This window comes from Myxococcus sp. MxC21-1 (genome assembly GCF_032612255.1).
GTDB classification, from domain to species: domain Bacteria; phylum Myxococcota; class Myxococcia; order Myxococcales; family Myxococcaceae; genus Myxococcus; species Myxococcus virescens.
The window spans coordinates 2,813,214-2,834,811 of sequence record NZ_CP123278.1 but is presented as its reverse complement, the minus strand read 5'-3'; the positions used below and the strand labels follow the sequence as shown (position 1 = coordinate 2,834,811).

General features: G+C 69.5%; 21 protein-coding genes and 2 pseudogenes. 15 read left to right on the top strand and 8 right to left on the bottom strand.

Translation table 11 applies throughout. The features are described 5' to 3' along the window. Positions 1-33 precede the first annotated feature (33 nt). From QEG98_RS13210 to QEG98_RS13200, 3 genes are all read left to right on the top strand, one after another. On the top strand, positions 34-681 hold the full coding sequence (locus tag QEG98_RS13210; protein WP_316566970.1) for a hypothetical protein: 648 nt from the start codon (positions 34-36) through the stop codon (positions 679-681). Then, entirely contained in the window at positions 650-1,306 is a 657-nt protein-coding gene (locus QEG98_RS13205) for a hypothetical protein (RefSeq protein WP_316566969.1), read from the top strand. Before QEG98_RS13210 ends, QEG98_RS13205 begins: the two co-directional genes overlap by 32 nt. Before the next feature lie 106 nt (positions 1,307-1,412). Next, positions 1,413-2,600: an EAL domain-containing protein gene (locus QEG98_RS13200; RefSeq protein WP_316566968.1), complete on the top strand. Its 1,188-nt coding sequence runs from the start codon at positions 1,413-1,415 to the stop codon at positions 2,598-2,600. A 175-nt stretch (positions 2,601-2,775) separates the two neighbouring features. On the opposite strand, the gene QEG98_RS13195 is transcribed toward QEG98_RS13200, so the two are convergent. The 3 genes from QEG98_RS13195 to plpQ all read right to left on the bottom strand — a co-directional run bounded on the left by QEG98_RS13195 (position 2,776) and on the right by plpQ (position 4,716). Beyond that, positions 2,776-3,516, bottom strand: coding sequence for a hypothetical protein (locus QEG98_RS13195; RefSeq protein ID WP_316566967.1), 741 nt, complete (start codon positions 3,514-3,516; stop codon positions 2,776-2,778). 247 nt (positions 3,517-3,763) lie between these two features. Next, a complete protein-coding gene (locus QEG98_RS13190) occupies positions 3,764-4,300 on the bottom strand; it encodes a DUF192 domain-containing protein (protein WP_316567880.1) in 537 nt (178 codons plus the stop codon). Between the two features lie 17 nt (positions 4,301-4,317). Next, a complete protein-coding gene (plpQ, locus tag QEG98_RS13185) occupies positions 4,318-4,716 on the bottom strand; it encodes a motility regulator PlpA (RefSeq protein ID WP_002639025.1) in 399 nt (132 codons plus the stop codon). Between the two features lie 356 nt (positions 4,717-5,072). Between plpQ and QEG98_RS13180 the strand changes: the two genes are divergently transcribed. The 6 genes from QEG98_RS13180 (at position 5,073) to QEG98_RS13155 (ending at position 8,230) form a co-directional block, all read left to right on the top strand. Beyond that, positions 5,073-6,059 (top strand): hypothetical protein, encoded by a 987-nt coding sequence (locus tag QEG98_RS13180; RefSeq protein WP_316566966.1) that lies wholly within the window; start codon positions 5,073-5,075, stop codon positions 6,057-6,059. Continuing rightward, positions 6,020-6,526, top strand: a complete 507-nt coding sequence (locus tag QEG98_RS13175; RefSeq protein ID WP_316566965.1) for a hypothetical protein — start codon at positions 6,020-6,022, stop codon at positions 6,524-6,526. Before QEG98_RS13180 ends, QEG98_RS13175 begins: the two co-directional genes overlap by 40 nt. Further along, entirely contained in the window at positions 6,463-6,756 is a 294-nt protein-coding gene (locus QEG98_RS13170) for a hypothetical protein (protein WP_316566964.1), read from the top strand. The genes QEG98_RS13175 and QEG98_RS13170 overlap by 64 nt, the downstream gene beginning before the upstream one ends. Next, the gene (locus QEG98_RS13165; protein WP_316566963.1) at positions 6,744-7,097 is read left to right on the top strand and encodes a hypothetical protein; all 354 of its coding nucleotides are present in this window, start codon (positions 6,744-6,746) and stop codon (positions 7,095-7,097) included. Before QEG98_RS13170 ends, QEG98_RS13165 begins: the two co-directional genes overlap by 13 nt. A gap of 66 nt (positions 7,098-7,163) precedes the next feature. Then, complete coding sequence (locus QEG98_RS13160; RefSeq protein WP_090489359.1) at positions 7,164-7,691, top strand: hypothetical protein; 528 nt, start codon at positions 7,164-7,166, stop codon at positions 7,689-7,691. Positions 7,692-7,762: 71 nt separating this feature from the next. Then, positions 7,763-8,230, top strand: a complete 468-nt coding sequence (locus tag QEG98_RS13155) for a nuclear transport factor 2 family protein (RefSeq protein ID WP_011552596.1) — start codon at positions 7,763-7,765, stop codon at positions 8,228-8,230. Positions 8,231-8,243: 13 nt separating this feature from the next. Here QEG98_RS13155 and QEG98_RS13150 read toward each other — a convergent pair whose 3' ends face one another. Continuing rightward, complete coding sequence (locus tag QEG98_RS13150; protein ID WP_316566962.1) at positions 8,244-9,215, bottom strand: homoserine kinase; 972 nt, start codon at positions 9,213-9,215, stop codon at positions 8,244-8,246. A gap of 135 nt (positions 9,216-9,350) precedes the next feature. On the opposite strand from QEG98_RS13150, the pseudogene QEG98_RS13145 reads away from it, so the two are divergent. Continuing rightward, positions 9,351-10,929 (top strand): annotated as a pseudogene (locus tag QEG98_RS13145) (tetratricopeptide repeat protein). On the opposite strand, the gene QEG98_RS13140 reads toward QEG98_RS13145, so the two are convergent. From QEG98_RS13140 to QEG98_RS13125, 4 genes and pseudogenes are all read right to left on the bottom strand, one after another. After that, positions 10,921-11,421 (bottom strand): hypothetical protein, encoded by a 501-nt coding sequence (locus QEG98_RS13140; protein WP_171442529.1) that lies wholly within the window; start codon positions 11,419-11,421, stop codon positions 10,921-10,923. The pseudogene QEG98_RS13145 and the gene QEG98_RS13140 sit on opposite strands and share 9 nt — an antisense overlap. 8 nt (positions 11,422-11,429) lie before the next feature. Beyond that, positions 11,430-12,760 (bottom strand): annotated as a pseudogene (locus QEG98_RS13135) (cyclic nucleotide-binding domain-containing protein). A gap of 40 nt (positions 12,761-12,800) precedes the next feature. Further along, on the bottom strand, positions 12,801-13,118 hold the full coding sequence (locus tag QEG98_RS13130) for a hypothetical protein (protein WP_316566961.1): 318 nt from the start codon (positions 13,116-13,118) through the stop codon (positions 12,801-12,803). After that, positions 13,055-14,836, bottom strand: a complete 1,782-nt coding sequence (locus tag QEG98_RS13125; protein ID WP_316566960.1) for an FHA domain-containing protein — start codon at positions 14,834-14,836, stop codon at positions 13,055-13,057. The genes QEG98_RS13130 and QEG98_RS13125 overlap by 64 nt, the downstream gene beginning before the upstream one ends. Positions 14,837-15,091: 255 nt before the next feature. Here QEG98_RS13125 and QEG98_RS13120 point away from each other — a divergent pair, with 255 nt between their 5' ends. The 5 genes from QEG98_RS13120 to gspC all read left to right on the top strand — a co-directional run bounded on the left by QEG98_RS13120 (position 15,092) and on the right by gspC (position 21,585). Further along, a complete protein-coding gene (locus tag QEG98_RS13120) occupies positions 15,092-16,573 on the top strand; it encodes a TldD/PmbA family protein (RefSeq protein WP_316566959.1) in 1,482 nt (493 codons plus the stop codon). 15 nt (positions 16,574-16,588) lie between these two features. Then, on the top strand, positions 16,589-17,935 hold the full coding sequence (locus QEG98_RS13115) for a TldD/PmbA family protein (RefSeq protein WP_316566958.1): 1,347 nt from the start codon (positions 16,589-16,591) through the stop codon (positions 17,933-17,935). 95 nt (positions 17,936-18,030) lie between these two features. Then, on the top strand, positions 18,031-19,038 hold the full coding sequence (locus tag QEG98_RS13110) for a ParB/RepB/Spo0J family partition protein (RefSeq protein ID WP_316566957.1): 1,008 nt from the start codon (positions 18,031-18,033) through the stop codon (positions 19,036-19,038). A gap of 32 nt (positions 19,039-19,070) precedes the next feature. Next, positions 19,071-20,477 (top strand): sigma-54 dependent transcriptional regulator, encoded by a 1,407-nt coding sequence (locus QEG98_RS13105; protein WP_316566956.1) that lies wholly within the window; start codon positions 19,071-19,073, stop codon positions 20,475-20,477. Positions 20,478-20,670: 193 nt separating this feature from the next. Beyond that, the gene (gene gspC / locus QEG98_RS13100) at positions 20,671-21,585 is read left to right on the top strand and encodes a type II secretion system protein GspC (RefSeq protein ID WP_026113979.1); all 915 of its coding nucleotides are present in this window, start codon (positions 20,671-20,673) and stop codon (positions 21,583-21,585) included. Positions 21,586-21,598: the final 13 nt, after the last annotated feature.

Sequence of the window (21,598 nt, the reverse complement as noted above, 5' to 3'; positions counted from 1 at the left end):
GGGCTCTTCATCGGCAGACCTTTTTCGCCACCCATGCGTGAAAGGAACAGTTCCTGCCCGGCCTACATCCGTGGGGAGTCGATGAACGCCACTCTATTGCAGCTCCATCATCGCGAGGCCCTCGAGCAGACCGTGACGCGCGCGCTCACTGCCGGGGCCGGGGCCGGCGTGTTGCATCTGGCCCTGACACGCGTCGGGGTGCCCCTGCCGTTGGCGTGGCTCGTCCCCGCTGCCGTCGTGCTCGGGTGTGCACGAGGCGACAAGTGGGACCGCGTGCTGCTCGGGGGTCTGGGAATACTCCTCACCGCGCTGCCCTATGCCCTGGGCATGGCCCCAGGATGGACGGTGGCGTTCAGCGCGGCGGCGGCGGGGGCGCTGCTGGTGCGCTCGCGACTCAGTGAGCGCGGAGAGAATGGCCAGGTGGCGGAAGCCCGCCCCACCCTCTTCCACTTCGGACTGGGCGCGGCGCTGTGCGCGGGCTTGACGCTGGGCGGCATGGAGGTGTCCCGCGTCTTCTCCGCGCGACTGGCGGACCTGGCCACGCCGGCGCTGCTGGGCGCGGGAGTGGCGGGCGGCATCCTGGGCCTCTTCGTGGGATTGAGCGCGGTGGCCGCGCACCGCACTGTCAGCGGACCCGGTGGAGGCGCGCGTGGAGGCGCTGTTGCCGCAGCTCGCTGGTGACTTCCGTGCGCTGACCGAGCGGGCGCTGAACCTGTACCGGCAATGCGGACAGTCCCTGGCGATGCTCCCTCGCGAGCCCGCGCGCGAGGAACTGGCGCGCACCCTGGGGAAGATGACGCGCGACGCCGCGGAGCTCGCGTCTGAATGGGCGGGGGTGGAGGCCCAAATCGAGGAGCGCGCGCAAGCGGACCTCCAGGCCGAGCGCGAAGACCTGGAGCGCAGCGCCCGCGCCAGCACGGATGCCATCGCGAGACGCCAACTCGAGCTCGCCGCGGCTTCCCTGGGTGAGGAGGTGGAGCGGCTGGGCACCCTGAAACAACGGCGCGAGCGCATCCTCGCCCGCCTGAGGGCAGAGGTGGCCCAGTTGGAACGGGCCCGCGTGGCCCTGCTGTCACTGCGCAGCGGCCAGGCCCAACTCAAGGCCGCGGAGCTGTCCGCCCTGGCGCGCCGCTTCCGCGCCCTCTCCTCCCTCCAGCGCGAGGAGGCCCACTCCATGGAGGACGTATCTTCAATGATTCAGGGGGCTTCCATGCACTCATCTCCGCTGGAAGTCAGACAGGCCGAGGGCGAGGAAAGCCCGGCGTCTGGCCCGGCAAGCGAGCTGCCGAGGGTCGGCGAGTCTTGAGCGCCGGGGCTCCGGCCCCGGTGCATTGCCCCCGTGACATGCGGCCTTGCAGCTTCTTTCGGGGAGGGCATGGAGCCTGCGGTGGGTTCGGCTACAATTTCCCCACATGAGCCTGCCCCTCTCCTCCGCACCAGCCCCCGCCTGGCTGTGGAAAGGTGACGAGCCGAGCGTCACCTCGGTGTTTCAGCCCATCGTGGACTTGCTGCGTGGCGAGGTCATCGGGCACGAAGTGCTTTCGCGAGGACCCGGCGAGTTCCGCGAGCCGCACGTGCTCTTCACGCAGGCGCGCTTGGAAGGCTACACGTGGGAGCTGGAGCGCGCGTGCTGGACGTCCGCGCTGCGCTGCATCTCCACGTTGCCGGAGGCGCAACGCAGCGCGCCCTTCTTCTTCAACGTCAGCCCGGACGTGCTGAGCGACCCGCGATTCGGGGATGGCTCCACGGAGGAGCTGCTCGCGCGCTACGGGCTGAACCCGAAGAACCTGGTGCTCGAAATCACGGAGAAGGCGGCATTCGAGGACAACGCGCTGCTGCAACGGCTGACGCGGCAGTGTTCGGCGCTGGGCTTCGGCATCGCGCTGGATGACTTCGGCGCGGGGCACTCCGGATTGGTGACGCTGGTGAACAGCGCGCCGCAGTTCATCAAGCTGGACCAGGCACTGGTGCGGGACATCCACCGGCACAGCTACCAGCAGCACCTGGTGAAGTCGCTGGTGTCCTTCGCGGCCAGCGTCAACGCGACGCTGATTGCGGAAGGCGTGGAGACGTGGAACGAGCTGGCCGTGCTGCTCCGCCTGGGCATCCGGCACGCGCAGGGCTACCTGGTGGCCCGCCCCGCTCCCGCCCCCGTGCTTCCCAGCGTCGAGTTCGAGGCGCGGCGCCATGAAGCCATGCGCGCGCTCGACTTCCGCGAGGACGAGGACGACGAGACGGTGGGCAGCATCGTCATCCGCCGCAACTGCGTGGAGCGGCCCGTGACGCCCGAGGAGTTGGAGCGGCTGTTCCAGCAGAAGGCCGACGTGGACCACGTCGCCGTGCTGCATGGCGAACGGCTGGAGGCGCTGGTGTTGCGGCGCGCGACGGCCACGAAGGGCGCGGCGCTGGTGGCCCCGCTCATCGTCGAGGACCGGATGGCGCTCACCACCCTGGCGCGGCTCGCCATGGAGCGCGCGCCCGAAGCGCTCTATGACCCGGTGGTCGTCACGGATGCCCAGAAGCGTTTCCTGGGCACCGTCACCATGCAGCAACTCATTCGCCGCATCACGGAGTTGCTGGAACGGCGCACGCCGGCCTGATGACGGACACGGCTGCGGCGCGATGTGCACGACGCGGCCGTCCGACTACAGCCTCCTGAGTTGCGTCACGCCGTGTTGCCGCAACAAGGGACTGTGCAGCGCTGAAGCAGGGTCGCCCAGGACTTACTGACCAAGCAAACCTGCCCGCGAACAACTCCAACCCCTCCAACATGTATCAGGGGCTCTTGTCCTTGGGCTGAGTTCCGACGACCTCCGTCAGCCTCCTGCAGTCTTCAGCGAATGGAAGGGAGACGAAACATGGCGCCTGCGTGCCCTCCTTCCGTGACCTCTCCAATGCGATGGTGGCAACGAAGTCGTCTTCATCCGCCTTGCAATAGAGTTCCTGGGCCAGCTCCAGTTCCCCAGCCTGCTCAGCAAGAGCCGCCCGCTTGGCAAAGCACGCGGAAGCAGTTCCGCTCGGAGCACCCGGCAGGAACTCATCAAGTCGCTGGAGGGCTTCTTGGTCTCTCCCGATGGTGTCGAGATAATCGTAGGAACTCAGCACGAAGCCACAGTCTTTGTTGGCAGGCATGCCGTCTGACTTTCCGGTGAGCCAGAGCACATGGGCGAAGTCCTGCATTCCCTTCCAACTTCTAGCAGATGCCCCCTGCGTCGTATCCAGCTTTGCCATGATGAGGTACTGACCGGAAGCAAGCTGCGCCGTCTCCTCCGCCGACAAGACGTAATAGAGAAGTGCGTGAGGTGAGGCAGCCGTCAGTTTCACGGTGCTCGGAGTGAGCCCGACCTTGCGCAGGGGCCAATGCACAAGACTCCTCACCCGATTCTTCCGGAGAAAAACCTCGACGGTGAGAAACCGTTCCCAACCGCCCTCGGACGTTTCAATCAGGATATCGCCTTCGGCGGGCGCCTGCGCATCCGCCGCAAATACACTCGGGTGCGCTAGACCGACTGTCACGACCAACGGCCATCCCTGTCGCAAGGACGAAATCCTGGATCCGACAATGAGCCTGGGTGAGGCGACAGCCGGCGACCCGGCAATCTCACGTTCCGCGGTGCCCGACTGAGCCCGTCCCGGGACCGCGGCAAGCGCCACCACCAAGACCCAGCTCCGAAGAAAAGTCGTACACATGGACGCCCCCGTCCCAAGAAGACAAGGTGCACGCCATTTACGCAATAGGGTTACGGCGCTCTCCCGTAAGGACTCAGGGCTCGATGGCCATACCCGCCACGCCCTCGAAGCGGACAGGACTGCCCTTGCGGATGCCCACCTTCTCCGTCCAGCCGCCGGGCACCTCCAGCACGTACTGGCTGGGTACGCCCACGGAGCGGGACTCCAGTGAGCGAGGCACCGCGCGCGACACGATGCCCGCCACGCGCAGGTCGGACGTAATGAAAATCATGTCCAGCGGGATGAGCGTGTTGCGCATCCAGAACCCCTGGACCTCTTCGTGGGGGAAGAGGAAGAGCATGCCCTTCCCCTCCGCCAACTCCTTGCGCCACATCATGCCCCGGGCACGCGTGCCCGCCGTCGCGGCGATCTCCACCTCCACCCGGCGCGCTCCGCCGAAGGCATCCTCCAGCCGCACATGTCCACGCGGAAGCGGCTGCATGACGTAGTCCTCGGCGGTGACGTCGGTGACGCGCGGACGAGGCTCTGCCGCCTTCGGCGTGGCACGAGGCGCGCTGCCCTGCGCCTCCTGCTGACAGGCCGATGCCAGCAACGGCACCGCCATCACCATCCACCGAAGGCCGTGCTTCATGAGTGCGAGTGCAGCGGCTTGTTGAGCAGCTTCTCCGTCAGCTCGCCACCGAGACTGTCGGACATCAGTCCCTCCACCACCGTCTCGAACTCCACCCGCTGCGCTTCGCTGCTGTAGATGAAACGGATGCCCATGCCGGGCTCGTCCGCGTCCGCCTTGGACCAGACGACCTCGCCCAGCAATTCAAACGGGGCCTCCCGGTGTGGCACCGTCAGCTTGAAGAGGAAGCGCGTGCCGATGGGCAGCGGCTTCTTCGTCTTGATGAACGTGCCACCCTTGCTGATGTTCTTCGTGTAGTCCGCGAAGAACGAGTTGAGCTTCTTGTAGTCGACCTTCAGCTCGATGGGCGCGCGCCCGTTCTGGCGGTGCTCTGGACCTGTCTTCTGTTCGGACATGCTGGCCGGGAGTATAGGAGAGGCCATGCGGCAAGTCCTCACCCGCGCCTCTGGCCTGTTGCGTCGCCCTGCCGTCCTGGCCACCGTCCTCCTGCTCGCGGGCGGGGGCTCGGCGCTCGTCCTGCTCCCCCTCTTTGGCGTCCCCGGCTTCGAGCTGAGCCTGGCCCTCTCCATCGCCGTCGGCCTGCTCGGAGGGGGATGGGCATCGCCGCGGCCGCCCAGGAGCGTCGCATCCTGCTGGGCACCTCCCCGACCTCACCGGGCGCCCTCCGGCCGCAGACGCCCAGCGGCGCGGTGGGCCGGGCCCTGGGCACTGCCCTGCTCCTCAACGTCGGCGTCCTGGTGCCCCCTTCCTGGTGGCCACCCTGTTCGCCTGGCTGCGCACCGCGTGTGACCCGTTCGCACTGGTGGGCTTCTATCCGATGCTCACCCTCCCCTCGGCCGCGCTGGCCGCCTCCGCGGGCGTGCTGTGCGGCTTCACCGCCGAGCGCCCCCGCCGGGCCGCAGGGCTGTACGCACTCCTCATCCTCCTCTCCGCCGTGCCCACCGCGTGGCCCATCGTCGCCGGGCCCCAGGTGTTCGCCTTCAACCACTTCCTGGGACACATGCCCGGGCCCCTCTACGACGAGGCGCTGGGTGTCTCCGCCGCGCTCGGCTGGTTCCGCTTGGAGACGCTGCTGTGGGTCACCGTGCTCGCGGGGCTCACCTGCGCCCTGCTGGACCTGGGCACCGGGCGCCTTCGCCGCGCCGGCCTGCGCCGCGCCACCCTGGCCACCCTGGTGCTGCCCCTGGCCGCCATCGCCTTCATGGAGGCGCGCGGCCCCGCCCTGGGCCTGCGGATGACGGATGCGTGGCTCACTCAGGAGCTCGGCGGCCTGCGAGAGACGGAGCACTTCGTCTTCCACTACTGGCAAGGCAAGCCGCGCGAGGACGTGGACCGCTTCGCGAGGGACCTGGAGTTCCGCTGGGCCCAGACGCGGCACTTCCTGGGCGTGGCCCCCACCGAGCCCATCCACGTCTGGCTCTACCGCGACGAGCACGAAAAGCAGCGCCTGGTGGGCGCCGGCCGCACCCAGTTCGCCAAGCCCTGGCGCCACGAGTTGCACATCCAGGACCGGCCCTTCCCCCACTCTGTTCTTCACCATGAGCTGGCGCACGTCATGGCGGCCCCCGCGGGCAGCGGTCCTTTCCGCGTCACCACCCGGCTGGGCGTCTGGCCGCTCATGGGCGTCATCGAGGGTTCGCCGTCGCCGCGGACGGCCCGGTGCAGGGCGACCTCACGCTGCACCAGTGGGCGGCGGGCATGCGCAGGCAGAAGCTGGCGCCGGACATGCGCAAGCTGATGGGGCCGCAGGGCTTCTACCAGTCGGCACCCGCGCGCGCGTACACGGTGGCGGGCTCGTTCCTGCGCTACCTGGCGGACACCTATGGCGCGGACCGGCTGCGGGCCGTGTATGCCCATGCGGACTTCGACGCCGCCTACGGCCGTCCCCTGGGAGAGCTCGTCACCGAGTGGGAGCAGTACGTGGACGCGCTCCCCCTGGACGAAGCCTCCGTGGCGAGAGCCTTCGCGCGCTTCCGCACCGGCAGCCTCTTCACCCGCGCCTGCGCTCGCGAGGTGGCGCGACTGTCGGATTCCGCCCGGCAGGCGCTGGCGAGTGACCCCGAGGACGCGCTGAAGCGCTACCGCCGCGCCGGCGAGCTCCAGCCCGAAGAGCCGGCTTCCGCATCGGTGAGGCCGTCGCCTTGTCCCAACTGGAGCGCTACGCGGACGCGGACGCCGTGCTCGCCGAGGTGGGCGAGCGCATGAAGGGCCAGGCCGTGCTGGAGGCGGAGGTGGCCATGGCGCGGGCGGACGTCGCGCTGCGCCGCGACCAGCCCGGCGAGGCCCGCCGCTTCCTCGACACCGTGCTGTCGAAGGACGCCGGGCCGGAGCTGACGCGCACCGCCCAGGTGAAGCTCGCCGCCATGGAGGACGCCGTGCGCCGGCCCCCATCGACGCGTACTTCCGGGCCGGCCAGGACGAGGTGCGACTGCTGATCCTCGCGCGCGCCCTGGCCGCGGTGCCCACGGACCCGTTCCTCAACTACCTCATGGGGCGCCGGTTGCAGCAGGTGGGCTCGCCCGTGCTGGCCACGGGCTACCTGCAACAGGCCCTGGCGGCGGAAGGCCTGCCGGAAGCGCTCCGCCGCGAAGCCCTGCGCATGCGGGTGGAGTCCGCCTACCTGTCAGGGGACTGCGGCGCGGTGCGGCACGAGGTCGGTGCACTACCGGACTTTGGCGCCGCCTTCCGAGCCTCCGCCGACGAGTGGCGGGAGCGCTGCGACTTCGAGGAGAAGACCTTCCGTGGACTGCTGGTGCCACGACAGGCTTTCCGCTAGCCACGCTTTTCGGCTAGGCAGGCAGCCAGACAGCGGTGACGTGCCAGCCTGGCAAGGAGGACGTGGATGCGTTTCGAGTCGCGGCATCGGATTCAGGGGACGGTGGATGAGGTGGAGCGCGCGCTCCTCGACGAGCGGTACTTCGAGTTCCTCCTCAAGCACCACGGCGTGCTGCTGGAGCTGCAGCCCCTGGAGGTGAAGCCGGACGGAGACGTCGTGCGCCGCCGCGTGCGCTACCGCCCCAAGCCCGTCATCGAGAAGATTGGCCCCAAGACGGTGCCCCCGGAGTGGTTCGCGTTCATCGAGACGTCCACCTATGACAAGCGCCGCAAGGAGCTGACGTTCGAGAACGTTCCCACCTCGAACAAGATCTCCAAGATGCTGGTGAACACCGGCACCATGCGCTTCCGCGACGTGGGCGGTGGCCAGACGGAGCGGGTGATGGACGGTGAAATCGCCCTCAAGCTGCCCTTCCTCCTCAAGCCGTTGGGGCTCATCGCGGAGAAGGTCATCCAGTCGGAGGGCCTGAAGATCCTCGACAACGAGGTGCCGGTGCTCAACCGGTTCATCGCCGAGGTCATCCGCCCCGGTTAGTCGTCTTCCCGCCTCCGGCGGGGCCTGGGAATGGGTTGACTTCCGTTGGGTTGTCCCAATAAGGCCCCGCCATGCTCAAACGCTTCCTCGCCTTCAGCGTCCTGTCCCTGCTGGCCGCCTGCGCCCCGAAGCGCATCCCCGGCACGGACATCGTCGACAACTCCGACACGCGCGCCATTCTCGCGGTCATGGAGGAGTACCGCACCGCGCTGGAGGCCCGAGACGCCCAGGCCATCCAGAAGCTCGTCTCGCCTTCGTTCCAGGACGACGGCGGCACGCCGAACGACCCCAGCGACGACCTGACGGCGCAGAACCTGGTGCCCTACCTGGAGCGGGTGTTCCCCCGCATCCAGGGCCCTCGCATCGAGCTGAACATCCGCCGCATCCAGGTCGGTGACGGCGTGGCCGCCGCCATCTACTACTGGAACGCCTCCTGGCGGATGCCGTCGCTCCACTCGCGCCCGATGAAGGAGTCCGAGCTGGAGCAGATGGTGCTGCGCAAGGAAGACGGCACCTGGAAGATTCTCACCGGCATCTGACGCCGTCGGGCCCTCACAGGCCCAACAGCGCGGCGAAGCCCTCGGGCCCCATGGCATTCAATGCCCGGGCCCGGTTGAGGTAGGTGCGGTAATCCTTGCGCACCAGCTTGTCCGCCGGCAGCGGGGACAGGTGGTAGTCGCGGATGCGGCTCGCCGTGAAGCGCACCGCCCCGTAGAGCGCATGGCCGAAGAGGTTCGTGCGCTCCACGGCGGATAGCGGCCGGACGTCCATGTAGCCGCGAATGAAGGCCCGGCACAGCTCCGGCAGGTACTGCCCGCCGTCGAAGCACCAGGCATTGAGGGTGATGGCCACGTCCAGGCCGTAGTCCTCCCGGCACGCCATCTCGAAGTCGAAGAAGGCGCCCACGCGGTCCCCCAGCCACTTCACGTTGTCCATGAAGAGGTCCGCATGGATGACGCCTCGAGGCTCCAGTCCCTGCCGCACCGTGCGCGACGTCTCCATGTCGCGTTGCAGCTCACGCGCCACGGCCGCCAGCTCCGCGTCCGGGTGCGCCGCCAGCGCCTCCAGCCAGCCGCTCACCGTCTCCGGTCCGTAGGGGTTCTCCCGCGAGCCGGAGAAGGACTGCGTGTCGCGGTGCAGCTTGCCCAGCTCCGCGCCCAGCCGCTCCAGGTGGTCGGTGGTGAGGGCCGGGTGGCGCAGCTCCTCGCCCGGCAGCCAGCGGAAGACGCTGACACGGCCGCCCTCCAGCTCCAGGAAGGTCGCGCCGTCACGCGTCGTCAACTGCACGGGCCCCGGGAAGTGGTACGCGGCCAGGTGCGCGAGCAGCGCGGATTCGAAGCGCAAATCGTCCGCGGAGCGCACCGTGGTGTGGCGCACGAAGTAGCGCCCGCTCTGCGTCTCCACGCGGTGGTTGGTGTTGATGGAGCCCTGGGGAATGGGCGTCACCTCACGCAAAGCCCCGAGCCCGAATGCCTCCGCGACCCGCTCGAATGCCTCGCGGGGTAGCGCCGTGTGTACCGCCATACCTCTGACCTCCCACGTCCGTGTTCACGCCGCCGCCCCCGTTGACAGTCGAGGGGACCGTTCCTATCTGAGCGCGGCTTCTATACCCGGCACTACGGCCGGCGCACATCCAACTCCAGCGCGGGGGACAGGTCCATGGGCACCGAAGGGCGCAAGGACTGGCAGCGGCGCGAAAGCCTCACCAGCGCGCTGGTTCAGGTGGGCGTGGTGGCGGTGCTGCTCGCGGGCGCGGTGGTCTTCTTCGTCCACCGAGGCACCGTCCGTAAGCAGACGGAGGAACACCTGCGCGCGGCCCGCACGGCGGCCATGCGTGGCAACCCCGCGGACCTCGCCCGCGCGATGACGGAGCTGGAGGCCCTGTTCCATCTCGACGCCGAGGCCCGTGACGCCCAGGCCCTGGCCGCCGACATCCAGACGGTGCTGTGGCTGGAGCACCGGCAGCCCGGCGCGGACGCCAAGGCTCGCGAGCACCTCGCCCGCGCCGCGCAGTTGGAGTCGCAGTCCGGCGAGCGCTACGGCGCCCACGCCCTGCATCTGCTGGCCGCGGGCAAGTCCGCCGAGGCGGAGCAGTACCGGCCGGGCTCGAGGCCCGCGGCGCCAACAACGCCCGGCTGACGCTGGCCCGGGCCCTGGCGCTCCAGGCGCGCGGCGACCTTCCCGGCGCGAGACAGGCCTTCGCTCGCGCGGCGGAGGCGTCCTGGCGAGACCCGCGCTTCACCACCGCGTACGGCGAGGCCCTGATGGACGAAGGCCAGTACCCGCAGGCGGTGGAGGCCTTCGCCAAGGCCACCAGTGTCAACCCGGACCACCTGCTGGCCCGCGTGTCCACCGCGCTGGCCCACACCTACCAGGGGCGCAAGACGGAGGAAGCGCAGCAGGTGCTCTCCGGCGTGGAGGCCCGGGGCGCGGAGCTGACGCCCGGACTGAAGGCGCGCGCGGGCGCGTTGAAGGCGGAGCTGGCGCTGGCCCGCGGCGCGCCCGACGAGGCCCTCTCCGCCGCGGATGAAGCGCTGAAGGCCGTCCCCGATGAGCACTACGCCCTCTTCGCCCGGGCCCGGGCCCTGGCGGTGAAGCGTGACGTCCAGGCGCGCGCGGCCTTCGAGGCGGCCGTGGCCCGGCGCCGCAATGCGCCCCTGCTCTACCTGGACGGCGCGCGTGCGCTGCAGACCGCCGGTGACACCGACGGCGCGGTGGCCCTGCTGGACGCGTACGAGGCCACCTTCGGTCCGGTGCAGACCACCACCTCGGACGGCAAGAAGGCCGGCCTCTTGGAGAAGGACAGCCGCTACTGGCTGGTGCGCGGCGGCGTGCTGGAGGCCGCCTCCCGTCAGGACGATGCCCTGGTCGCCTACGACAAGGCCCTGGCGGCGCGCGGCGTGGACCGGCCCGGGCGCAGTACGCCAAGGGCGCGCTGCTGCTGGCGCGCAAGGACTACGAGGGCGCCCGCCCCCTGCTGGCCGCCGTGGCACCCGACAGCGGCGCGGGCACGATGGCGGAGGCCTACACCGCCATGGGGGACCTGCTCTTCGCGCAGGGCGAGCATGCCGCCGGCTGCCAGCACTACTTCTTCGGCCTCGCGCGCGCCCAGGCGCAGGGCACGCCCCGCGAGGCGCTGGCGGAGCGCGTGGAGGACATCCGCAAGCGGCTGGTGTCCGCCGGCCAGGCCAGCATGGCCAAGGCCTGGAAGGCGGAGTCGAGCTCGCTCCTAGAGTAGGTCGGTGGGGCTGATGGACTCCGGGCGGGCGCGCACCACGCGCCACTCGCCGTCCTCTTCCTTCTCGAAGGCGCCTTCGATGAGGTAGGCATTCAGCACGCTGTCGGCGGCCAGGTGCTCCACCTTCTCCGCCTGGGAGCGGCCGAAGATGAAGCGCGCCTGGAACTCCCCTTCCGAGGGCGACACCTCACGCACCTCCAGGTTCGTCACGAAGACGCGCACCCACTGGCCCCGCAGCACCTGCGCGGTGAGGATGCCGCGCACGTCCTTCTTCGACCAGCCGCCCTGCCCGTTGGAGCGGAAGCGCTCGGAGACGTGCTCCATCACCCCGCCCACGTCCTTCGCCTCCGCGGCGCGCGTCATCACCACCACCTGACGGCGGATGGCCTCCTCCACGGTGAGCTGCTGCCGTGGCCAGAAGTACAGCACCGCGCCGGCCGCCAGCAGCGCCAGCACCCCGCCCACCACCTGAGAGCGCGTCACGTTCACCATGGCCCCTCTCACGCCGCCTCGGGCTCGAGCACCAGTTCGTCCGCGTCGATGATTTCCGCGGGCCGCAGCGCCTCGCCAATCTGCTTCAGCCGGCGGTCCGACAGTTGCTCCAGGTACGTGCGGATGTCCGGAACGGCCGTCACCAGTTCGTGGAAGGCCGCGCGCTCCAGGAAGGCCGCCGCCGTCTTGCGCGCCGCCGCCACCGTGGCCGTCGCGCGCAGGCCCGTCAGCAGGGAGATTTCGCCCGCGACCTCGCCCTCGCGCAGCATGCCCAGCGTCACCACGCCGCCCGCCGGGTCCTCCTTCTGCACCACCAGCTCACCGGCCAGCACCAGGAACAGCCCCGGCGAGTGCTCGCCCTCCACCAGCACCTTCTCCCGGGCCTGGAGCGCCCGGAAGGTGAAGCGCCGCAGCAGCGCACCCCGCTCCGACTCCGGCATCGTCTGGAACATGGGCGAGGTGGCCATCAGGTTGCGCGCCATGCGCTGCTGAGCGAAGTCCGCCAGCACCTGCGGCACCGCGGGGTGGCTCTTGGCGACCGCGTTGAGGTGCTCGCGGCGAATCTCGAAGACTTCCGTGTCCGACACCGCGGACACCGTCGCCGTGGGCGGAGCGCCCGTCAGCAGCGCGATTTCACCGAAGATGGAGCCGCCGCCGAGGAAGCCCAGCGTGCGCGCCTCGCCCTCCATCTGCCGCGTCACCTCCGCCTTGCCGGCGACCAGGACGTAGAGGGAGTCGGCGGGCTCGCCCTCGCGGCTCACCGCCTCCTCCGGCTTCACGCGGCGCCACGCCATCAGCCGCACCAGGTCCACGAAGGCATCCCGGTCCAGCTCCGCGAACAGCGGCAGCGGCGGACGGCTGTTGGGGTCCGCGGCGCCGCCCGGGTCCGTCGCGGCCAGCACTTCGATGGCGCGGCTGGACAATTCCTCGCCCTGCAGCCCCATCAGGTCCGTCTCCACCTTGCCGTCGTAGAGGGTTTCGGGCGGCAGCGGCGGAGGCACCACCGCGCGGCCCGGCGCGTTGCGCACCGCGCGCGAGTGCACGCGAAACAGCGTCTCCTTCAGGCGCCGCTCGTTGGGCGCCGGTCCAGCGCCAGCTTGCACGCGGCCATGGCGGACAACAGGTAGTCCCGGCGCAGCAGGCCCTCCGCGCAGGCGTGGTAGGCGGTGACGGCGCGCTCACGCTCGCCCAGCTCCGCCAGGCAGCGCGCGGCCAACATCCGCGAGCGGTGGTCCGCGGGGACGCGGCGGACCGCCTCGGCGAACACGGCCAGGGCTCGCTCGAACTGGCGCTCCTCGATGAGGTCCATCCCGAGCTCACGCAGCGACGACTCGTTCATCCCTTTTCTCCCCGGCAAATCATGGTCGGCCCGCCGCCACTCACGGCTGGAGCTCGCTCAGATACATCTCCGCCTTGCGCTTGACGTCGGAGCCTTCCGAGGCCGTCTCGATGACGACCTTGAACATCTCCGCCGCAGCCTTTGGATCCCTGTCCCGCTGGATGTAGGCCCGGAGGAAGAGCTCCTCCGCCTTCTTCTGCAGGTTCTCCAGTCCTTCACGCGCCCGCCCGTCACCCGGGTTGAGCCGCAGCGCCTCGCGGAAGTGCGAGCCGGCCGCGCCCAGGTCGCCCTTCTTCAGCGCGCTCTGCCCCGCCGCCAGCGATGACGACGCGAGCTGTTCGTCGATGGTGTTCCCCAACGAGCCCCGGAAGCCAATCTGGCGGTACAGCTCCGCCGCGCGCCGCAGGGCTTCGCCGCCGCCTCCAGCGAGTTGGCGTCCAGCTTTTTCTGCCCATCCTCCAGCGCGCGCCGGAACTGGGGAATCAGACGCTTGAGGGCCAGGGCCCGGTCCTTCACGTCCTTGTCCGCCCGGTACTTGTCCGTCACCCGGTCGCACTCCAGGACGGCGCGCTGGTAGTCCCCCCCGTTGAAGCGGCGCTCCACGTCGGTGAAGGCCTCGGCGATGAACTCCTTGCGCTTCTCCTTGGCCACCTCCGCCGCGCGGGCGTTGGCGTTGCGGGTGCGGCGCGACGCATCCTGGGCCTCCTTCGCCAGCTCGGCCTCCAGGTCCGTCAGCTTCACCTCGTAGGCCGGCCGGTTCAGCGGGGGCAGCTGCGCGATGAGCGGGCGAATCGTCTCCGGGTCGCGCGAGGCGAAGGACTCCTCCACCTGCTGGAGCCGCCAGGCGATGTCCTTCTCCTCCAGCTCCGTCGCCAGCTTGCGGCGGATGTCATCCGTCTTCGCCGTGCCCTGCGGCGTGGCCTCCAGCTTCGCGCGCGCCTCGTCGAACTGCTTCTCCTCGATGAGGGTGCGGACGGCATCGAGCGAGGTCATCACCTCCAGCTGCGTGCGCGCGCCCCGGGCCAGGTTGTCCGCGTCAATGCCCGGCACCAGCTTCTCCGCCTCGCCGACGAGGCGGACGGCGTTGGCGAAGTCATCCGCGCGCACGGACTCGCGCGCCTGCTGCATCAACACCTTCGCCTTCTCCACCTTCGGGTCCGGCGGAGGCGGAGGCGGCGGTCCGGACGGAATCAGCATCAGCCCGAAGACCAGCACCACCACCAACGCGCCACTGCCGCCGATGAGCGCCTTCTGCTTGCCCGTCAGTCCACCGCTGTTCGAACGTGTCGGCGTGCTGCGGATGGGCGGACGGGACCGGGGCACGGCCACCCCACCCTTGGCGCCGGAGTTCTCCTTGAGAGAGTCAGGCAGCTTGTAGTTGGCGTTGGTGGCCTCGTTGAAGCGCGGGTCGTTTGGATCCACCTCGCTGCCACGCGCGGCGGCCTGGTTCTTCCGCTTCTCCTCCGCCTCGCGGGCGGCCGCCTCGCGCTCGCGCTTCTCCGCTGCCTCGCGGGCCTCCGCCTGGGCGCGCAGCTCCTTGATCTGCTCCGACTCGTCCACGAAGCGCAGGCGCGTCTTGCCCATGGAGATTTCGTCTCCATGCTTCAGCAGACACTCGTCCACGCGCTGGTCATTGACCTGGGTGCCACTGACGCTGCCCAGGTCCCTCATCACCACGCCGGCCTGGCCGTACACCAACTCCAGGTGCCGGCGGGACACGGACTGGTCCTCGAGCACGAAGTCGCAGTCCTTGTTGCGGCCCACCACCATCCGCACGCTCTGGAAGCGCTTCTTGCGGCCCTTGTCCGGGCCGTCCAGCACATGCATCTGCACTGGCGGTCCGGCGCGCGTGGCGTCCGCGTTGTCGTCTTCGTCCTCGTCGCGGGAGCGCCGCTCCTCCTCCACGGACTCGATGGAGGCCACGCGCGTCTCTCCCGTGCGGGAGCGGCCCGGTGACTCCTCGCCATAGAGGTCCGGGTTGGGCGGCCCATCGTCAGGGTAGCCGTCCTCGCCGGATGCGGGGGCGGCGAAGTCCTCGTCCTCGGACGCGGGGCTGCGCCGGGAGGGGGACTTCATGGAGTCTGGGTCCTCACCCGCAGCACCACCGGAACGGCCGGCGCCAGAACGGGAAGAGGGAGGAGGACGAGGAGGCATGGGGTGGGTTCCAGTCTCGAAGCGCCGGACATCTTAGAGCGCCGTCTCCATGGTGGGAATGCGGACAGGCCGCGGATCAGGGAAAGAACAGGGGCCCTTGAGCGTTGCTCCCGGCGGCGCCCCCTCCTATGTAGGCTGTCACATACCCCATCGTCTTCACTGCGGGAGTCCCGAAATATGCCCCGAGCGTCTGCGCCCTCGAAGCGCGCCCCCTCTTTGAAGCTGGCCCCACCAGTGGCCCGGCGGCCCACGCCCGTCGCCCTGCTGCCCCAGCCGCTGGTCGAGCGCCTGCTCGCCGTGGCCATGGAGCGTGGGGGCGACTTCGCGGAGGTGTACGTCGAGCGCACGCTCACCACGGCGGTGAGGCTGGAAGAATCCCGCATCAAGAGCGCGCAGACGGGCCTGGTCCAGGGCGTGGGCGTGCGCGTCATCTCCGGCGGCAAGGTGGGCTACGCCTTCTCCGACGACTGGGATGAGTCCGCGCTGCTGCGCGCGGCCTCCACGGCGGCCATGATTGCCCAGGGCGGCGGCGCCGAGCGCAGCTTCCCCGTGCGCCGCGCCGCGGTCCCCAGCCACTACCACGTCAGCACCCCGCTGATGAACGTGGAGGTGTCGCTGAAGACGGGCCTGCTCATGCGCGCCGACAAGGCCGCCCGCGCCTTCGACGCGCGGGTGAAGCAGGTCAACGGCGGCTACGTGGACCAGACCCGGCGCATCGCCGTGGCCAACACCCACGGGCGCTACACCGAGGACACCCAGGACCTGTGCCGGATTTCGGTGATGGTGGTGGCCCAGGGCAAGGGCGGCGAGCAGCGCACCGGCATGTACGGCGGCGGCGGACGCGTGCCCTTCAGCCACTGGGACACCTTCTCCCCGGAGGACGTGGCCCGGGAAGCGGCGCGTCAGGCGGTGGCCACGCTGGGCGCGGTGGACTGCGTGGCCGGCCCGCAGACGGTGGTGCTGGCGCCGGGCTGGAGCGGCATCCTCCTGCACGAGGCGGTGGGCCACGGCCTGGAGGCGGACTTCATCCGCAAGGGCACCTCGCTGTTCGCTGGGAAGCTGGGTGAGAAGGTGGCGTCCGACCTGGTCACCATCATCGACGACGGCACCGTGTCCAGCGGACGCGGCTCCATCAACATCGACGACGAGGGCAACCCGGGCGAGCGCAAGGTCCTCATCGAGAACGGCGTCCTCAAGGGCTACCTCTACGACAGCCTCAACGCGCAGCTCATGGGCCAGCGCAGCACCGGCAGCGGGCGCCGCGAGTCCTTCAAGCACCTGCCCCTGCCCCGGATGACGAACACCTTCCTGGCCCCGGGTGACCACGCCCCCGAGGACATCCTCAAGGAGGTGAAGCGCGGCCTGTACTGCGCCACCTTCGGCGGTGGGCAGGTGGACATCACCAACGGCAACTTCGTCTTCGAGGTCAGCGAGGCCTATCAAATCGAGGACGGCAAGCTGGGCCGCCCCGTGAAGAACGCGACGCTCATCGGCGTGGGGCCGGAGGCGCTGAAGAACGTGTCACGCGTGGGCTGCGACCCCATGCCGGACCCGGGCATGGGCATATGCGGAAAGAATGGCCAGTCCATGCCCGTGGGCGTGGGGCTGCCCACCGTGCGCATCGACAACATCACCGTTGGCGGAACCAAGGTCGCCTGAGAGAGAGCACCAACCATGGACTACCAGCAGCTCGCGAAGAGAATCGTCCAGCGCGCCAGGCGCAAGGGTGCTCGCCAGGCGGAGGCCTTCCTGGAGGTGGGCCGCCAGAGCAGCGTGCGCGTGCACCAGGGGCAGATTGAAGACCTCACCCAGTCCACCAGCAAGGGCGTGGGCGTGCGCGTGGTGCTCAAGGACCGCCTGGGCTTCGCCTATACGTCCGACTTCGAGCCCTCCGCCGTGGACCACATCGTGGACCAGGCACTGAAGCTGGCCGAGTTCTCCGCCTCCAGCAAGCTCAACGGCCTGCCCTCCGGCAAGGACCTGGGCCGCTTCGGGGACACCGGCCTGCTCTTCGACACGAAGGTGGCCGAGCTTCCCGGAGACTGGAAGATCAAGACGGCGCTGGAGGTGGAGAAGGCGGCCCGGGCGGAGGACTCGCGCATCATCGCCTTCAACGGCGTGGGCGCAGGGGACTCCGTGTCCGAGGTGTACATGGCCTCCACCGAGGGCGTGACGGGCGCGTACTCCGGCACCTACGTGTACCTGTACGCCGCGCCGGTGGCCTCCGACGGCAACGGGCTCCAGACGGGTTACTGGATGGACTACCGCCGGTTCCTGGATGACCTGGACGGGCCGGAGTCCATCGGCCGGGAGGCCACGCGCCGCGCGGTGCGGATGCTGGGCGCGAAGCGGGTGAAGACGCAGCAGGTGCCCGTGTTGTTCGACCCGCAGGTGGCCGCGTCCTTCGTGTCGGACGTGGCGGGCGCAGCGGACGGAAACGCCGTGTACCAGAAGGCCAGCCTCCTGGCCCCGCTGCTGGGCAAGCGGCTGGCGGGCGCGCACGTCACGCTGGTGGATGACGGCCTCATGCCCCGCGGACTGGCCACCGCGCCCTTCGACGGCGAGGGCGTGCCCACGCGGCGCACCCCCATCATCGAGCAGGGCGTGCTCAAGTCCTTCCTCTACGACGCATTCACCGCTCGCAAGGCGAAGGCGCGCACCACCGGCAACGCGTCACGCGGCTACAACGGGCTGCCCTCCATCGGAACCAGCAACCTGTACCTGGAGGCGGGCACGAAGTCGCCGGAGGAGCTGCTGCGCGAGGTGGACAGCGGCTTCTATGTCACCGCCCTGCTCGGCCACGGCACCGACCCGGTGACGGGCGAGCTGTCCGCGGGCGCCAACGGCCTGTGGATTGAGAAGGGCGAGCTGACGCACCCCGTGCAGGAGGTGACGGTGGCGGGCAACCTGCTGCAGATGCTCAAGGACCTGGACGGCGTCGGCAGCGACCTCCAGTTCCGCAGCGGCGCGGTGGGCGCGCCCACTGTCCGCTTCCGGCAGCTCACCGTTTCAGGCGAGTAGCCCACCCTTCCACGTCCCCCTACCGTGCGCCGGCGAGGGGACGTGTCAGGGCCTCCTCGTAGAACGCTTCAAGCAGCACGAGGAGGGTGCAGCCCATGGCAGCGAAGTCCGCACGCAAGTCCCCCGCCGCGAAGAAGGCGGCCACGCCGCGCAAGCCCCGCCGGAAGAAGGCGGCGCCGAAGTCCCGGGGCCTGTCCCCCGCGGAGGTGGCCAGCGACTCGGTGGAGTACCCCACGGAGCTGCTGGAAGCGGTGCGCGAGGACGGCGGAGAGGTGCTCGGCGTGTACCGCGACCCGCTGGGCGGCCACCCGGTGGTGTTCTCCGTGCTGCCCATCGACAAGGTGGAGCCCACGCCCTACCAGCGCGACGTGTCCGAGCCCCACGTGAAGCGGCTGGCCAGCGCCATGGAGCGGTTGGATCGCTTCCTGGACCCCGTCATCGCCGTGCGCAAGGACGGCCGCTACTGGACGCCCAACGGCAACCACCGCCTCAACGCCAGCCGGCTTCTGGGCGCCAAGTCCATTGTCGCCCTGGTGCTGCCCGAGGAGGACGTGGCCTACCAGATTCTGGCCCTCAACACGGAGAAGGCCCACAACCTCAAGGAGCGCTCGCTGGAGGTCATCCGCATGTACCGCGGACTGGTGGGCGCGGAGCGCAAAGGGCCGGAGACGGCCTTCGCCCACCTCTTCGAGGAGCCCTCCTTCATCACCCTGGGCGCCGCCTACGAGCAGCGCCCCCGCTTCTCCGCGGGCGCCTACCACCCCTTCGTGAAGGTGGTGGAGGACTTCCTCGACACGCCCCTGGAGGACGCCCTGCCCCTGCGCGAGGCCCGGGCCCGGCGGCTGCTGGAGCTGGACGACGCCGTGGTGTCCGTGGTGGACGCCCTCAAGGCGCGGGGCCTCCAGAGCCCGTACCTCAAGAACTTCGTCGTCGCCCGCATCAACTTCCTGCGCTTCCGCAAGGATGGCGGGAAGCCGGACTTCGACGCCACCGTGGACCGGATGCAGGCCAGCGCCCGGAAGTTCAACCTCGACAAGGTGCGGCGCGAGGACATTGGCCGGATGGGCGGCGGGCCGCTGGAGCCGGACGAGGAATCCGCTTGAGGGAACACGATTTGCAGGAGGTTGCGCCCAACATGACATCCCCCACGGTCCTGGTCGTCGACGACGACCGCGCGAACCTCGACTCGGTCATCCGCATCTTCCAGCGTGAGGGCATGGCCACGCTGGCCGCCGCCAACGGCACGGAGGCGCTGGAGCTGCTGCGCCGGCCGGAGGTCGCCGCCATGGTGACCGACCTGATGATGCCCAACATGGACGGCCAGGAGTTGCTGCGCGCCGCGCGCGCCATCCGCCCGGACGTGGAAGTGGTGCTGATGACGGCCTACGGCACGGTGGAGACGGCCGTGGCGGCCATGAAGGACGGCGCCTACGACTTCATCACCAAGCCCCTCAAGCGCCACGCGCTGGTGAAGGCCATCCAGAAGGCGCTGGAGAAGCGAGCGCTGGTGGCGGAGAACCAGTCGCTCAAGGCGAAGCTGGCGGAGATGAACGCGGCGGGTGGGCGCTCCATGGTGGGCCAGTCCCCCGCCTTCCGCGCCATGCTGGACACCATCCGCCAGGCGGCCCCCTCCACCGCCACCGTGCTGCTGCTGGGTGAGTCCGGCACGGGAAAGGAGCTGGCCGCGCGCTCCGTGCACGAGTTCTCCCAGCGGGTCCGCGGGCCCTTCGTCGCCGTCAACTGCGGCGCGCTGCCGGAGAACATCCTGGAGGCGGAGCTCTTCGGCGTGGAGCGCGGCGCCTTCACCGGCGCGGTGGCCCGGCGAGAGGGCCGCTTCGAGCGTGCCCACGGTGGCACCCTCTTCCTGGACGAAGTCGGTGAGATGCCGCTGCCCGCCCAGGTGAAGCTGCTCCGCGCGCTGGCCGAGGGCGAAATCGAGCGGCTGGGTGGCACGCAGACGGTGAAGGTGGACGTGCGCCTCGTCGCCGCCACCAACAAGGACCTGCAGAAGGAAGTGGCCGAAGGCCGCTTCCGCGAGGACCTCTACTACCGGCTCAACGTGGTGGAGATTCGCGTGCCCGCGCTCGCCTCGCGCCGCGAGGACATTCCCCTGCTGGCGGACGCCTTCCTGCGCCGCTTCGCCGCCAAGAACGGCAAGGTGCTGCGCGGCTTCTCGCAGGAGGCGATGGGCGTGCTGGAGAACTACGCCTGGCCCGGCAACGTGCGCGAGCTGGAGCACGCGGTGGAGCGCGCGGTGGTGCTGGCGCGTGGCGAGGTGCTGGAGGCCAGTGACCTGCCTGAATCCGTGCGCAAGGGCCCGCTGGGCTCAGCCGGACAGCTCGTCATTCCCATCGGGACGCCCATGGAGGAAATCGAGCGCCGGGTGATCCACGAGACGCTCCGTCACACCCGCGGAGACAAGACGCTGGCCGCACGGCTGCTGGGCATCGCCGCGCGGACCATCTACCGCAAGCTGGAGCGCGAGCAGTCCACCGGGGATGGCCCCACCGCCGCTCCCTCCGGCCCCGACACCGACGACTGACAGGGCGTCACACGGCCCCCCGCCTGCTTTTGACAATTTGTCTGGCGGGGTTTCGGAAGGCCCGTCACGCGTCAGGGGCGCCTGCTATTCCGGAATAATTCCAAGTAGTTGGCCGTAGGTCCTGTCTTGCCCGCCTGGCTCGCGATGGCACCTGGCTTGCTCAATGAGGGCCCGGCTTTCTCCCGGAAGCGTGATGGAACTCTTCTTTCGAAAATACTTTTGGACGGTGAACCTGGTGTTCATCCTGCTCGTCGGATTGCTGGCGGCGAGCACGGTGAACCTGTTCGTCGAGTCCGCCATCTCCCCGGTTCCCACCGGGGGGTCGTCCGCCCGCGCGCCTTCACAGCCGCGCCGCATCGAGACGGCGATGGCGATGCTCGACCTGGACCGTCTGTCACGGCTGACGGGCATCAAGCTCCCCGAACCCGAGCCCGAGGTTCAGGAGCCCGGCGGCGCTTCGGCGGAGGTGGACCCCAACGCCGCGCCCGTGAAGAGCGGCCTACGGGTCAAGCTGCTCGGCACGCTGGTGGCGAGCAACCCCGACTGGTCCTTCGCCTCCATCCAGGACATGACGACGCAGCGTTCGCAGACCTACATGGTGGGCAACTCCCTGCAGGGAGCCACCGTGGAGAACATCGAGCGCGAGCGCGTCATCATCATCAACGGTGGCCGCCGCGAGTACATCGACGGCAATCCGGGTGACGGCGCCTTCGTGCCGCCCTCGCCCCCGGTGGCCCAGGCCAACACCGCTCCGCCCAGCGACGGCAGCGGCATCCGCGCCACCAGCGAGAACGAGTACGAAGTCCCTCGCGCGGAAATCGACAAGACGCTCAACAACCTCAACAACGTCGCCATGCAGGCGCGCATCGTGCCTGCGTTCAAGGACGGTCAGGCGGTGGGCTTCAAGCTCTTCTCCATCCGTCCGGACTCCATCTACTCCAAGATTGGCGTCCAGAATGGCGACGTCATCCGTCGCATCAACGGATTCGACCTCAACAGCCCGGAAAAAGCGCTGGAGGTCTATTCGAAGATGAAGGACGCAGCCCGCATCGAGATCGAGATCGAGCGCAACGGTGCGCCGATCCGCAAGTCGTACAACGTCCGTTAATCACCTCCGCAGC